This is a genomic window from Methylobacterium sp. 22177 (genome assembly GCF_052045615.1).
GTDB lineage: Bacteria > Pseudomonadota > Alphaproteobacteria > Rhizobiales > Beijerinckiaceae > Methylobacterium > Methylobacterium radiotolerans.
The window spans coordinates 1-13101 of record NZ_JBQEPK010000057.1; the positions used below are offsets into that span (position 1 = coordinate 1).

A 13101-nucleotide genomic window follows, 5' to 3' on the forward strand; every position below is an offset into this window, starting at 1 on the left:
TGGACGATCAGGCCGAGACTGGAAAAGCCCTTGCGCATGTCGGTGTGGCCGGTGGCCAGCCAGACCCGGACATTGGCCGGCAGCGGGATCATCGGCCCTCCAGGGCATCGAGCACCCGGCGCAGCGCCGCGGCATCGACATCCCGGTCGACCTTGAGACGACGGCCGCCGCCGAGATCGATCTCGATGACACCGGTCTTGCGCCGTGCGCGACGGGGCTGGGCCGCAGCACCCGGATCATCCGACCGCGGCGCCAAAACCGCCGACGACGGCTCCGGAGTGATGGCCACGGGGACGAACACCGGAGCCTGCCCGTCCCCGCCCAGACGGCCTTGCCGAGCCTGGCGTCGCCACGTGAACAGCAGGCCCTGAGCGATCCCGTTCCGGCGGGCCACCGAACACACCGACACGCCGGCCTCGTACGAGGCTTCGACGATCCGCGCCTTGTCCTCGAACGACCAACGCCGCCGTCGTTCGATCCCCTCCAGTACCTCGACCCGCATCATCCTGACCCGCCGACCTTAACGCCAGCATTAAGGTCAGGCTTCAGCCGAGCGCGCGATGCCTCCGGGGGCGGCCTTCACCGGACGCGTACGAAGAAGCCAACCTCACGACGATGGACCGTCAAGCGGACTCTACCGTCCTCGCGTTCGATTTGGTGAGCGATAGTCGCAGACATGGCTTATTTCGGTGTCCTATCGTCGTCCCCTCCTAGGGTACGATCCACGAAGAAGAGGACGATATCGAAACGGCGCTGGAACGGCGGTTCCGCCTTCGACCCAGCCCGGCCGTTCGAAAGGCCAACGACGTTCCCAGTAAGCAGCCGTGAATTTACCCCTGTAGCGAGTGCCGTTCAAATTCGGCTAGGTTTCGTTTGCCGACTTGAACGCTTTTGCTGTAGGCAAGTTCATGCTATCGCTTCGCGCAGCCATGTTGGGCATGGCGCTTATAATTACCCTGCCAATCGGCTGCTCTACCATACAAAAAGAGCTTTATCTAAGACGATCTATTCCTAAAAAGTTTCACCAGACTTGGTATTTCGTAGAAGGAGCCTGCAATCGCTTCCTTAGCTACCAGGGCGCTTATGCAATAGGACTGCGCGACGATACAATAATGCAGATTGAAGAACAGGGTCTCAAATTTTTCTCCGATATACGCGATCCCGCAAATGCAGCGGAGACAAATTATTATAGAGGCGAATGGAAGCCCACGCCAGTTCCAAGGGCTTGGTACTCGGAAGGGGCTATACCTAACTTGTACTGCGGTGCTGAAAATGCCCTTTTTTGGCCAAAAGGAATAGAGGATGCGGTCAAAAGGACAGGCAGCTACTATCTCGATGGTGTCGGCGCAAGAAACCTATATGTAATACCAAGCCTTGGTCTAATCGTGGCAAGCGGCAATGATCGTTAGAGCGCTCTTGCGCACATCTGAGATTAAGTATCGATTGTGGGGCAATTCCTCAATGTGCAGCCTAAACGCCGCCGTTTCGGGCTTCTGAAAAGAGACGGCGACCGTCCTCTCAAATAGGTCCGCTCCGGGCCGTTCGTCGTCTGAAAGCGGACCATCTGCAACCCACCCAGTCCGGCTGTCCGAGCCATCGCCGGGCTGTCCGCCTAACGGCCATTTACCGACCGTCGGACAAACTCGGCCCGGTGTGGGAGGCGACCTTTCTGACCGAGAAGCGGAGATACGGAAATGCCTTGAACGCAGCGGCCGATGCGTATTGACCCTCCCACGGTGGGAACGTTTACAGCTAGGGTGTAGCTTGAAGAGGACATCCACCTATGAAGACGCTGATCGCAGGGGCAGCAGCCATGTTGTTGCTCAGTGCGGCCCCGGCGCTCGCCATGACCTGCTGTGGCGGCGGGAAAGGCAAGGGCGCCATGATGTGCGGCAAAGGGAGCATGGCCATGGCGCATGGCAGCTTGAAGGGTAAGAAGAGTGGCTGCTGCTGTGACGGGATGGGCGGCGGTAACATGAGCAAGCGCACATAAGTCGGAAAGTATGCCGAATTTCGGCCGGATAGTTCGACCGGCCCTTCACGTCCCTACGACCGCGCCAGTCTAACTAGCTTGCGCGGTCACCCCGGCTCTGTCCGCTTCTACACATCCGTCAGCCGGAAGCGGACCGACGGGAAACCACCCTTCTCGGACATTGGTCCTATCGTGCCATATGTCCGGAAATCGATCGTTTTCCTTACACGCGAGCTAGGCCCCCCTCCGGCACCCCGAAACTGCTCCGTTTGTGTAAGGAAAATATGTCAGGAAAACTATTGTCAGAAAAACGTCCGTGTGGGACTATCCTGACATGCTTGTCGGCTACGCGCGCGTGTCCACCCTCGACCAGAACCTGGACCTGCAGCGCGATGCTCTGCTGAAGGCCGGCTGCGAAAAGATCTTCGAGGAGAAAAGGAGCGGCAAGGCCGGCACCAAGCGGCCGGAGTTCGAGGCCGCCCTCGCCTATCTGCGCCCGACCGATCAGCTGGTGGTCTGGAAGCTCGACCGCCTTGGCCGCTCCCTCGTCGAGATGATGCGTACGATCGACGGGCTGCGCCAGAAGGAGATCCACTTCCGCAGCCTGACCGAGCAGTTCGACAGCGCGACCGCCCACGGCCGGTTCGCCCTGCAGATGCACGGCGCTATGGCCGAGTATTTTCTTGACCTTAATCGCGAGCGGACGATGGAGGGCCTCAAGGCCGCCGTCGCCCGTGGCCGCAAGGGCGGCCGGCGCAAGGCGCTGTCCGAAGGAGATCTGGAGGTGGGGCGTGCCTTGCTCGCCGCCGGCAATATCTCGATTGCCGAGATCGCCAAGCGCCTCGGGGTCAGCCGCATGACGTTTTACACCTACTTCCCGCAGGCGCGGACGCGCAGCCAGGCCAAGGCCTAAGCCCATGCCAATCCGCCCGGAAAACCGCTTCTTCTACCCAATCGACTGGGTGCAGCTCTCGCAAGTGATCCGCTTCGAGCGTGCTAAGGGCTGCTGCGAGGGCTGCGGCCGGCCGCATGGCCAGCTGGTCTGCCATCTCGGCGACGGTCGCTGGTGGGATAAGGCGGCGCAGGCCTGGCGCAACGGTAAGGGCCGCAAGCTGAAGCTGCCGGCGCCGGAAGTGCTGCCGGCCGGCACCCGCTATACCACCCGGGTGTATCTGGCGTGTGCCCATCTGGACCACGATCCGGGCAACAACGAACCTGTGAACCTCAAGGCGCTCTGCCAGCGCTGCCACATCCTGCATGACCGCGACGAGCACCGGCGTCAGCGCTGGCTCACCTACCGGGTGCGCAAGGCAATCGGTGACCTGTTCCTCGGACCTTATCCTCTTCGCTATTGAGTCATCCTAGGGGATTGGTACCGAAAAAAATCTTTGGACTTAGGCTAGCTTAGGTGGGTGAAATCTTGATGCTTGCTAAATAACGCAACGATCCGCCCGATTGCAGAGGCGTCATCTCGTCGTTTTCTAGAAAGCGAGCCATTTGGGGTCCCGGCGCTGCGCCTGGCCAAGGATCTATCACGTGAACACGCATTACCTGAGGTGGCTGTCCAGGCCGACTAAGGTAATCCACACGGGCAACGACAGTAGCATGCGTGCGAGAACCATTCAGCAGCGGTCTGTCATGGGTTAGATCCTCGATCACGCGTTCATTTGAAACGCTTGCTGTTCCGAGCGATGGACTGAAAGTATCTGCGGATATTTTGAACTTTCTGCCGTCATCTGCCGTCCAATCGTGATTGAGGGCGGATGTCAATAGCTCGTCGGCCGCAGGCATATTCACCACGCCGCCATACATTTCATTGACAATCCGACTCTGCGCCATGTGGTACCCATACCAGCGGCAGATCATCGAGATGCATGCAGCCCAGCACCATTGACTCTGCTCTTGTTGGCTTGGAACTCCGTTGAACCTTGTCGGATCAATCAATGCTGAGCACCCTCCCGGAGGAAGACCCGCCGATGAGCATGTTTGCAGTGCGGACGCCGATCGAGATTTTAAGGAAACTAAGGTGGATGCTGCAGCGCCGATGAGCTGCCGTCGATGAAGCATCATGGTGTTTCCCCGACTGAGCTCTAGGGAGCTCAGTCCCTGCTGCTGGACTCGCCTGGACCATCAAATCAGCTTGCATCGGGCTTTGCGACACCCATGTCGCGAAATGCCCGTCTTGAGCCTGTTATTGTCCACAAACGATCCAGTCATGTTCTAACCCAGATTGAGTGCCGCTAAGCCCTCAGCCGAGTTTGCAATCTGAGACGCGGCTCCTGCTGAGATAGCTCCTGCAGCTTTGCAACGAGCCCCGACAAGTCAAACCGTCGGATTGTCTGACCACGTAGTTGTTCTGACGGAAGATGTAATAAATACCCAAGCTCAGACAAGCGCACAATCGAGCGCTCGACGGTTCGTTTTGACTTGCGAACACGCTTAGCCAAGGCTGATAGACGTGGAAATGGCAGGCCATTATCTTCATCCCAGTAATCAACAATGTTCAAAATAAGAACGACTTCTAAAGTTTCCAAATAAAGGCGTTCCTGGTATTTAAGTAAAACATTTGGAACGATGAGCAGCCCAGGATCGACCGCGCCGCCCCAACGACTCCTCAAGTCCGAAAAACTAATATGTGTGGCGGCCCCTGGAGTCATATTCTCACCAGCGGATGCATCTCACGGGCCCTACGAGGGGCATGGAATTGTAACGCCGGTTCAACGGTCGCGCTAGGTCTTTAGTCAGCTACCGGAGAACGACCTACGACATCGGTGTCGCGAAACGAGTGATCAGGTGGCTGACGATGCAGCCATTGCCATCTTAAATTGGTGGCACGCGATCTTCGCGCTTACGGAGTATATCATGAGTAAAGGTAAGACTGGGGGCGGATACCGCAGTGTAATCAGCGGCCGCTACGTTACTGCCAAGCATGGTAGAGCAAGTCCGCACACAACCGTCAACGAGGCGCCTGGTTCCAAGGGCTCTAGTGGTGATCACTACCGAAGCGCAATCTCCGGCCGTTATGTGACGACTGCCCATGGTCGTCGCAGCCCTAACACTTCTGAGAAAAATTCCTAGGAGAACATTATGCAGTTCCTACACAAAGACCTGGGTTACCTGAGCAGTGGCGAGGTTGTTGAGGTCGATCTCGACACAGTGGCCAACGTCAAGCTCATGGACAGCATTGATTTCGGCAATTACCGGAATAGTCGCGGTCACACCTATTATGGTGGCTATGTCACGCGTTCGCCGTTTAGGGTGGCAGTACCCGGTTCCGGTCATTGGCACGTCACGATCGATTTGGCTGGGCGCGGAGGATCTATCCGTTCCAGCGTTCGCGTGATTGAGTGATCGTACAGCTCATTTTTACTCGATACCGTGTTACGAGCTACTCCATAGACTTGGGCCGCTCCTTCATCGGAGCGGTTTTTTATTTTTAAAATAGAAGGTGCAGCTGCTATTGCCGGCGCAACGAAAAAGGCCGCCGAGCGTATTGCTCAAAGCGGCCTTGCGGGAAAACGGTCCAGAAAAAGCTTGCCCCGGCGGTATGCTAGGCAGGGACCAACCGGGGGATACGTGTTAGAAGATGGAGCAACTGTTCGAAAAATTCAAGTGAAATCCGCTGTGCGTGCCCACCTTCGCTGACGTCCTTTCCACCGACCGCTTCGCCACCTATCGGGCCTGGGCCAACGGTGACGACGCTTTGGCGCTCCGGCTCTACACCTTCAACGTCCAGCTTTCCGCCGCGCTCTATGGGCCGCTGCATATGCTGGAGGTGGCTCTGCGCAATCGGGCCGACGCGCAGCTGACAACGGTCTACGGGCCAAACTGGGTCGATGACGCGACCGCCCTGCCCGGCCGTTATCAGCGGGAGTGCGTGATCAAAGCGCGTGCCACACTGCTGCGTGAGCGAAAGCCAGCCAATCACGGACAGATGGTCGCCGAGCTGACGTTCGGGTTCTGGAGCTCCCTGTTCGGTCACGACGCCACGCACCTGTGGCAGCATCTTCGGCCCATCTTCAAGGTCAAGGGCATCCAGCGCGGCTTGATCGCTGGCCAGCTGCGCGACCTCCGGCACCTGCGCAATCGGGTCGCCCACTACGAACCAATCCTCGCGCAGCCGCTGGCCCAACGCTACGGCAATCTCACCACCCTCACCGGCTGGCTATCGCCGACCGCGGCTGCGTGGATCGCGCAGACCTCGACGTGGGGTGCGCTCTATCCCGCTGTGCCGGTGCTGGTACCCAACGCTGCTGGCCATCTGCGCGTCGAGCCTGCAGTCATCCCGTACCTACCAACCTGATTTCTGGAAATCCGGATAATCGTAAATACGACGGTGACCCATGGCTGGAACGTCTGAATTGCCGGAGGCCGACGGCGCTGCTGGAGGCAACGCCAAGCGTCGGACCCTCATCGTTGCCGATCTGCCGATTGAGGGGATCTGGACCCAGCTTTCCCTTTGGGAAAGCCAGGCTCTTGCCGCCAAGCTTGTGCGGGCCAAGGCGGAAGGGCTCAGGGATGCGCCCAATGATGCAAAGATCCAGCGTAAGGCGGCCTCCCTCGCCTACTGCCTGCGGAACGCCCGTGAGTACCTGCGCGGCGGCCAGAGCACGGTCACCCCGCGGGTCGTTGCCAACTATTATGGCTGCATGTGGCTGGCGAGCGCGATCCTCGTCGCCAATGCGAGCAATGACTTCGATCTGGAGAAGCTGGAGAGCATCACCAAGTCCGGCCATGGCCTCGGCAACATCGCCGACGAGCACCGCGCCTTCCCGGACAATGAGTTCGTCTACGTGCGTGAAAGCGGCTTCTTTCCCGAGTTCCTGAAGGCGCAGGGGCTGAGCCGCGCCGACTTGAACGCGGTCAAAATTGCCGGAGCCCCGGTTCGCGATGTGGCTGGGCTGGATCCCGACCGTGCCGGTCGCCTGATCTCCGTCGTCGACATCCTGGCCCGGATCCCCGAGCTGAAGAGCACCTTCGAGTATGTCACCGACCGGCCGGCGCTGTCCTTTGGCATCGCCCGCGCCTTCTACAATGGGGAGGAGGATGCCGCTGATAGATCGGCAAGCGGGCGCTTTTTCTCCGGTCCCCCGCGTTCCCGCGACTACACCTGGTTGGCCCTCACGGGCGTGGCGCATCTCGATCAGGGCTTCATCCAGGAGAACGGCCCTCCCCTCACCGATCACGTGCTGCGCACGTTCGCAGACCATACCGCATGGGAGGGGAAGCTGGCCCACCCGGCCGGTCAGCTCTGGTGGAGCCATATCAAGAGCTACAAGTCGGCCATGTGTGGCTCGTCCTGGATCAAGCCGCTGCTTGGGCATGTGGACGATCCGTTCTCGCTCAACCTGATGATGCTGTACGAGCTGAGCATCCTGGCCCGCTATCGGCCGGCTGTCTGGCGGGAGATCATCGAGGGCGCGCTCGATCAGTACCGCGCCCTGATCGAGGCCTACAACCAGGTGGTTGATCGCGTGATCCCGGAGCTGGCGCTGCAGGCGATCTCAGGTCAGCACGTTACGGCGACCACCGCCGGATCGATGCTCGCGCCCATCTGACGACAAGCCGTCAAGGCAACAAAGCGCACATTTCTGGAAATACGACTTTGCGATCCAGTCCTGTCAGGTGACGCTCGCGTTACCAACCATGAGAAATCAGAGAGAGGTGGCCCCGGCTTATCCCCGGTCGATGCCGCTGCGGAACCTGGCCCCACGGGTACGGCCGCCGACAACCCATGTGGACCTTCCTTCTGCGGCCCGCCCGCGATCATAGAACCGCTTCCTGCGCCGCCTTGAGGGTGGTGTCTTCGTTACGGATTTTAATTCCAGAAATACGATTTTGCAGGTTTGTGGCCTTGCAGAAATGTGACCTGCTGGTCACAGGGCTGGCAGAGAGCGTTAACGAAGCGTTGGCAGCGTCGTGCTTGTGTGAAATCGTAAACCCACAGAGGCGGGTTTGCGGAAAATCGTAAATCCGACGACACGCAAATCCAGAAAGGCGACCGTATGATCATCGGGGTGCTCAACCAGAAGGGAGGGGTCGGTAAAACGACCATCGCTACCAACCTTGCTGCCGTGGTCGCCAAAGCCGGCAATCGGGTGCTGCTGGTCGACGCCGATCCGCAGGGGAGCTCCATGGCCTGGTCGTCTGCCCGTGAAGCCGACCCGCTGTTCCCGGTCATCAGCATGGCCAAGCCGACCTTGCATAAGGACCTGCCCGAGCTGGCGGCCGACTACGACGTGGTGATCATCGACGGCGCGCCGCGGGTGAACGATCTTGGCCGCGCCGCGATCCTGGCCAGCGACGTGGTGCTGATCCCCGTCCAGCCGTCACCCTACGACGTGTGGGCCTCCGCCGATACGGTGCAGCTGATCCGTGAGGCACAGCAGTTTAAGGAGAACATCAAAGCCGCTTTTGTGATTAACCGCAAAATCGTAAATACGGCCATCGGTCGGGATGTGGCTACCGCGCTGGAGCAGTTCGACTTTCCGGTCCTGCCCTACGCGCTCTGCCAGCGGGTGATCTACGCGGAGAGCGCGGCCCAGGGGAAGGCGGTGATTGAAACGGATCCCAAGAGCGAGGCCGCGATCGAGATGGCCCAGCTGGCTGCCGAGCTCGTTCAGACCAAAACCAAGACCAAGAAGGAAAGGAAGGCTGCATGAGCAAGGCTGGCAAATCGGTATCGATCAAGGTGCCTACATCGAAGCTGGCCTCGGGCGCCGATGCCTGGATCGCTAACCGCGGCGCCGAGCCGGCGACAGACCGGGAGAGAGGTAACGTGACCAGCCTCAAGTCCGTTGAGGCTGCTCCGGTCGAGGCTGCCAAGGAAAAGATGTCCCGCTTCACCATCGACGTGCCGGAAAGCCTGCACCGCCGCGTGAAAATGCAGTGCGCTGCCCGCGGTCAGAAGATGGCCGACATGATGCGCGACCTGCTCGAACGCGAGTTCCCGGCGTCGTAAATGCGTTGATGCAGAAATCCGCTTTTACGACATTCCGGAATTCCTGACGTGAGCGAGCCCGTCCGCCTCGACCTGATGCCCCTCGACCAGTTCGGGGCGCTGGGGCTGCATGAGAAGAACGCCTACCTGCAGGAGCTGGCGGACACGTTCTGCGCCCGGACCGGGCGTGAGACGCTGGAGCTCAGCAAGGATGCCCTGAGCCGTCTGCGCCGCTTTTACAGCCGACGCAGCATCGCAGACCTCAAGATCGCACCGGAGCCGGCCAACGCGCTGGAGCAGGCACTCAGGGATCTGGGCGAGGCCGTCAAACTCAATGAGCGGCGGCCCGACATCGTTGGCGCGCTGACCGCCGAGCTGCCGGCGCCGGTGCTCCGGGAGGCTCCGAAGGACGACAGCCAGCTCTCGTTCTTCGTGCCCAGCATCTACGACGCGCCCCTTAAGGACGACGTCAACCTGATGGACGTGGCACCGTTCTCCCTTGGCAAGGCCAAGCGGGGAGGGGAGATCCGCTACGAGCTGAAGGACTGCATTATCACAATCGACGGCAGCGCCTCAGCCGGCCTCGCCACGGTGTTCGACTACGACATCTTCCTGCATATGGTCACCAGCCTGGCCGAGGAGGCGCGCCGCTACCGCCTCAACCTGGACAAGGGGCTGCGCACCGATGCGCCGGCTCGTGTCTACCGGCCGAGCTCGTCACACATCCTGAAGTTCTGCCGGCGCAGCTCCGGCGGCAAGCAGTACAAGGACCTGGAGTCCGCCCTCGACCGCCTGCAGGGCACCCGCATCAAGATCCTGAACCTGACCGGCGGCAGCCGGCGCGAGGTTGTGGCGATGCCGCTGATCCAGACGTTCAAGGTGATCAGCAAGACCACCACGGGCAACATCGACCAGGTCGAAATCGGCATCCCGGACTGGGTCTACAACGGCGTAGTCCGGGAGAAGGGCAACCCGCAGATCCTGACACTCAATCCGGAGTATTTCCTGATCACGCAGGGGATTGGCCGGTTCATCTACCGGCTGGCCCGTCGCGCCGCCGGCAAGACCGGCATCGCCCGGTATGGGTTGAGGGAGCTGCACAAGCGCAGCGGCTCGCTCCAAGGGCTGCCGCAGTTCGCCTTTCAGGTGCGCCAGTTCGTCAGTAGCACCCGGGTGTTCCCGTTCCCGGATTACGAGCTGGAGATCGTCGAGGGCAAACGCGAAGAGATCCTCGTCATGCGTGAGCGCAAGCCTGACGCGGCTGATGTTCCTTTAGGCAGTGGTGCCGGCGCCCCCGAGCTTCCACTCGCCTGAAGCCGTTTTTGTCAGGCGTTTTTGTCAAAACCGTACTTCGCCAATGGCCCCGCTGCGGCGTGGAAAGCACCGCCCAGCCTGTGGAAAACTTTTGTCAGGACCGTACTTCACCAATCAAAAACCGTACTTCGCCAATGACATCCCGTACATCACCAATGACAAGCCGTACATCACCAATCTGAGTGCCGTACATCGCCAATCCCGTTAACCGCTAAGCCGCTGTAAAAGAACATAGATTTTTGTCAGTGACGCGAGCGCAAAAATCCTAAAACTTATTAAAACCTAGAAAACAATCTAAAACACTGAGCCGGTGGATAACAAGACGCTTGCGCGCTTAACCTATCCGGCGCAGCCATCTTGCTCGAATCATTTTTGTCAGAATCTCCGGTCGCCAATTTTGACAGGAAACCCCGCCCCTTTCCGCTTTGCGGAAACCCGCTCCCCCACCCAGCACGGAAGCCGCCAGAGGCGGCTCGATTCCAGATGGTGGTCGCCTGACGGCGACCAAAAATGGGCTCTCCGAGTGTGTGAGTGGCAGAATCGGCCTGTATGGCCTCAGGAAGCGTTCTGGGCGGCAGAACCGACAGCGTGACGGCTTGAGCCTCTAAGAACCGCCCACAGCCCTCCTGAGAGGCTTTGTCACCGCGTAGAGCGCGGTGGTATGATGGTGCGGTCGCAGGGCGACCGCGTATCCCACGGGAGAGGGGAGTGCCGAGCGTTCGACTGGACTATCCCCGCGGGGGCGCCAGCTTGAATCTGGGGCGAGCCTTCCCACCACGTGATGGGCGGCGGCCGGACGCTAGGACGTTTGATACTCCGGAAAATCGTATTTCTGTAAAAGCAGATTTGCGCTTTTCATTTGCTGGTTTCGCCCAGAGCTGCCAGCTTTTCGAGAGTGCGCGGATCCTCCTGCCTATCGAAATACCGCGCCAACGCCGTCTGGAACGCCGGCTCAGCCGGATCTGCCCGCCCGAACAGGGTCATGCTGGATCGGAATTTCACGTCGCCGGGCGAGCCGAAGATCGCATGCGTCGAGCGGCCGGCGACGGCGTTCACCGCGGCCGTGCAGACCCGCAGGCGCTCGCCCAGCGCCGGGTGCTGCAGGTAGGCGCGCGCTTCATCAAGCGACCCGATCGCGTAGCGTTGCGCCATGGCGCTGAACCCGAGGCCGGCGATCTGCGGGAAGATGAACCACATCCAGTGGCTGCGCTTGTGGGCCGCCCTCAGCTCCTGCAGTGCCTGGTCATAGCCGCCGCGCTGGGCCTCGACGAACCGGGCAAGGTCGAAGGGATCGTCCATGCGGGTATAATGGGGGAGGGGGCTGGGCAGGTCCCATCATGAGCGAAGGCCGCCCTGTTGCCAGAGCGGCCCCCAACCTTTCACGATCATCGCCATGCAGGTCTCCGGCACGCTGACGCTGTCGGCCTTGCTGGAGACCGCCAGAAAGCCCACCGTTCGGCTCTGGGCCGAAGGGGCACCGAAGGAGCTCAAAGACCTCCTGAAGGCCCGCCGCTACCGCTGGAGCCCCGCGCGGCGCACCTGGTACATCGATCTCGACGAGGCGCAGATCGAGATCGAGCACGACTACCTGGCCGAGCGGATCTACCGCCAGCCGGTCACCGGGCTGCCGGCTGACCGGTTCACCGCCCGTGACCGGTTCTCCAGCCGCACCAATCCGGAACTCTGAGCCAGCCTCCACGCCGGCTCTCCCTCCTCGCATTGCATCCATCTAGAGTTGCCTTTAAGATGAGCGCACGAGCAGAGCGCTAACAATCTGAGTATTTGAGCAGTTAAATGGCTAGCAGTGAGCCAAAGTCCCCGAAAGTTTTTATCTCCTACAGCTGGAGTAATCCCGACCACGAGGCTTGGGTAATCGAATTCGCCGAGCAGCTGGTCAGTCAGGATATTGAGGTGGTCCTTGATAAATGGGATCTGCAGCCTGGCTATGGTCTGAGCGCCTTTACAATCCGGATTGATGCTTGATAAGCATATCAGCAAGAAAGCTTTATGGCATTGCCCACAAATCCGCCGCACACTTCCTGGATCGTTGATACCGGTGACCGTATAACTACGGCATGCGGCCGGGAAGTCGTGGTCTGTGAGTTTCAGCATCAAAACGATGCGGCTATTCTTTCTGCATGGGCGACTCATTTCCGGAATCACTATTGTGCTGATCAGATTTTACCGGATCTTGTAGATGGCACCGGATTGACCAATGCGCAATATCTTATACAAATGAAATTCCCGGACATTTCGGTCCCACCTGGTCCAAGTGTCCGCTCGGGAGATTTCGCTGAAATCCTTGTCGCAGACTACATTCAGTATGTTCTCAACTACTGGTGTCCGCGTGAACTCCGTTATAACAATAAATTTTCTCGGAATGAGTCTAGCAAGGGTTGTGACGTAATCGGTTTCTGGTTTCAGTCGCAAACCGGATATCATCTTCAGGATCGTCTTTTCATTTTCGAGTCCAAGGCCAAGTTAACAGGCGATCCCGCCAATCAGCTTCAAGTTGCAATTGATGACTCTATTAAAGATGCAATGCGTGAAGCCATGTCGCTTAACGCCATTAAGCAGCGATTGATAGAACAAAGTCGCATTGACGAAGCTAGGCATGTTCAGCGCTTTCAAAATTACGCAGATCGCCCATTTCGCCGCATTAACGGCGCAGCTGCTGTACTATCGAACGAAACTTATGACCCGTCATTGCTAGGCCTTTCAGATGCTAGCTTGCATCAAAATCAGGCCGACCTGACATTGTTAGTCATCCGTGGCGAAGCACTCATGACATTAGTGCACGCCTTGTACGAAAGGGCCGCCAATGAGGCCTGATGCTAATGCTAGACGCGTATTATCCGTCACGCGATCCAAGGCA

Annotated in this window: 17 protein-coding genes; 13 read left to right on the forward strand and 4 right to left on the reverse strand. The window is 59.3% G+C overall.

Annotation, left to right across the window (positions count from 1 at the left end; all coding sequences use genetic code 11):
- Positions 1–88 precede the first annotated feature (88 nt).
- Positions 89–505: an IS66-like element accessory protein TnpA gene (tnpA, locus tag ACTJK8_RS28780; protein ID WP_070998920.1), complete on the reverse strand. Its 417-nt coding sequence runs from the start codon at positions 503–505 to the stop codon at positions 89–91.
- Positions 506–881: 376 nt separating this feature from the next.
- Here tnpA and ACTJK8_RS28785 point away from each other — a divergent pair, with 376 nt between their 5' ends.
- The 4 genes from ACTJK8_RS28785 (at position 882) to ACTJK8_RS28800 (ending at position 3327) form a co-directional block, all read left to right on the forward strand.
- Positions 882–1409 (forward strand): hypothetical protein, encoded by a 528-nt coding sequence (locus ACTJK8_RS28785; protein ID WP_124262970.1) that lies wholly within the window; start codon positions 882–884, stop codon positions 1407–1409.
- Between the two features lie 374 nt (positions 1410–1783).
- The gene (locus ACTJK8_RS28790; RefSeq protein ID WP_043759046.1) at positions 1784–1993 is read left to right on the forward strand and encodes a hypothetical protein; all 210 of its coding nucleotides are present in this window, start codon (positions 1784–1786) and stop codon (positions 1991–1993) included.
- A 313-nt stretch (positions 1994–2306) separates the two neighbouring features.
- Positions 2307–2885, forward strand: coding sequence for a recombinase family protein (locus tag ACTJK8_RS28795; RefSeq protein ID WP_440762936.1), 579 nt, complete (start codon positions 2307–2309; stop codon positions 2883–2885).
- A 4-nt stretch (positions 2886–2889) separates the two neighbouring features.
- Positions 2890–3327, forward strand: a complete 438-nt coding sequence (locus ACTJK8_RS28800) for a hypothetical protein (protein WP_440762937.1) — start codon at positions 2890–2892, stop codon at positions 3325–3327.
- Positions 3328–3376: 49 nt separating this feature from the next.
- On the opposite strand, the gene ACTJK8_RS28805 is transcribed toward ACTJK8_RS28800, so the two are convergent.
- Together ACTJK8_RS28805 and ACTJK8_RS28810 are read right to left on the reverse strand one after the other, a co-directional pair.
- Entirely contained in the window at positions 3377–4042 is a 666-nt protein-coding gene (locus ACTJK8_RS28805) for a papain-like cysteine protease family protein (RefSeq protein ID WP_440762938.1), read from the reverse strand.
- A 170-nt stretch (positions 4043–4212) separates the two neighbouring features.
- Positions 4213–4629 (reverse strand): helix-turn-helix domain-containing protein, encoded by a 417-nt coding sequence (locus ACTJK8_RS28810; protein WP_440762939.1) that lies wholly within the window; start codon positions 4627–4629, stop codon positions 4213–4215.
- A 430-nt stretch (positions 4630–5059) separates the two neighbouring features.
- Between ACTJK8_RS28810 and ACTJK8_RS28815 the strand changes: the two genes are divergently transcribed.
- The 6 genes from ACTJK8_RS28815 (at position 5060) to ACTJK8_RS28840 (ending at position 10226) form a co-directional block, all read left to right on the forward strand.
- On the forward strand, positions 5060–5323 hold the full coding sequence (locus tag ACTJK8_RS28815) for a DUF1883 domain-containing protein (RefSeq protein ID WP_440762940.1): 264 nt from the start codon (positions 5060–5062) through the stop codon (positions 5321–5323).
- Positions 5324–5600: 277 nt separating this feature from the next.
- Positions 5601–6275 (forward strand): hypothetical protein, encoded by a 675-nt coding sequence (locus tag ACTJK8_RS28820; RefSeq protein ID WP_440762941.1) that lies wholly within the window; start codon positions 5601–5603, stop codon positions 6273–6275.
- Positions 6276–6315: 40 nt separating this feature from the next.
- Positions 6316–7530, forward strand: a complete 1215-nt coding sequence (locus ACTJK8_RS28825) for a YaaC family protein (protein WP_440762942.1) — start codon at positions 6316–6318, stop codon at positions 7528–7530.
- Between the two features lie 447 nt (positions 7531–7977).
- Positions 7978–8634 carry a ParA family partition ATPase gene (gene parA, locus ACTJK8_RS28830; RefSeq protein ID WP_440762943.1) on the forward strand — a complete coding sequence of 219 codons (657 nt, stop codon included), beginning with the start codon at positions 7978–7980 and terminating at the stop codon, positions 8632–8634.
- Positions 8631–8933: a plasmid partition protein ParG gene (locus ACTJK8_RS28835; RefSeq protein WP_440762944.1), complete on the forward strand. Its 303-nt coding sequence runs from the start codon at positions 8631–8633 to the stop codon at positions 8931–8933. Before parA ends, ACTJK8_RS28835 begins: the two co-directional genes overlap by 4 nt.
- A gap of 48 nt (positions 8934–8981) precedes the next feature.
- Positions 8982–10226, forward strand: coding sequence for a replication initiator protein A (locus tag ACTJK8_RS28840; protein ID WP_440762945.1), 1245 nt, complete (start codon positions 8982–8984; stop codon positions 10224–10226).
- 855 nt (positions 10227–11081) lie between these two features.
- On the opposite strand, the gene ACTJK8_RS28845 is transcribed toward ACTJK8_RS28840, so the two are convergent.
- Complete coding sequence (locus tag ACTJK8_RS28845) at positions 11082–11525, reverse strand: DUF1810 domain-containing protein (protein ID WP_440762946.1); 444 nt, start codon at positions 11523–11525, stop codon at positions 11082–11084.
- A 94-nt stretch (positions 11526–11619) separates the two neighbouring features.
- On the opposite strand from ACTJK8_RS28845, the gene ACTJK8_RS28850 reads away from it, so the two are divergent.
- The 3 genes from ACTJK8_RS28850 (at position 11620) to ACTJK8_RS28860 (ending at position 13058) form a co-directional block, all read left to right on the forward strand.
- The gene (locus tag ACTJK8_RS28850) at positions 11620–11913 is read left to right on the forward strand and encodes a hypothetical protein (RefSeq protein WP_440762947.1); all 294 of its coding nucleotides are present in this window, start codon (positions 11620–11622) and stop codon (positions 11911–11913) included.
- Positions 11914–12020: 107 nt separating this feature from the next.
- Positions 12021–12209 carry a toll/interleukin-1 receptor domain-containing protein gene (locus ACTJK8_RS28855; RefSeq protein ID WP_440762948.1) on the forward strand — a complete coding sequence of 63 codons (189 nt, stop codon included), beginning with the start codon at positions 12021–12023 and terminating at the stop codon, positions 12207–12209.
- Between the two features lie 24 nt (positions 12210–12233).
- The gene (locus ACTJK8_RS28860) at positions 12234–13058 is read left to right on the forward strand and encodes a Hachiman antiphage defense system protein HamA (RefSeq protein ID WP_440762949.1); all 825 of its coding nucleotides are present in this window, start codon (positions 12234–12236) and stop codon (positions 13056–13058) included.
- Positions 13059–13101 lie beyond the last annotated feature (43 nt).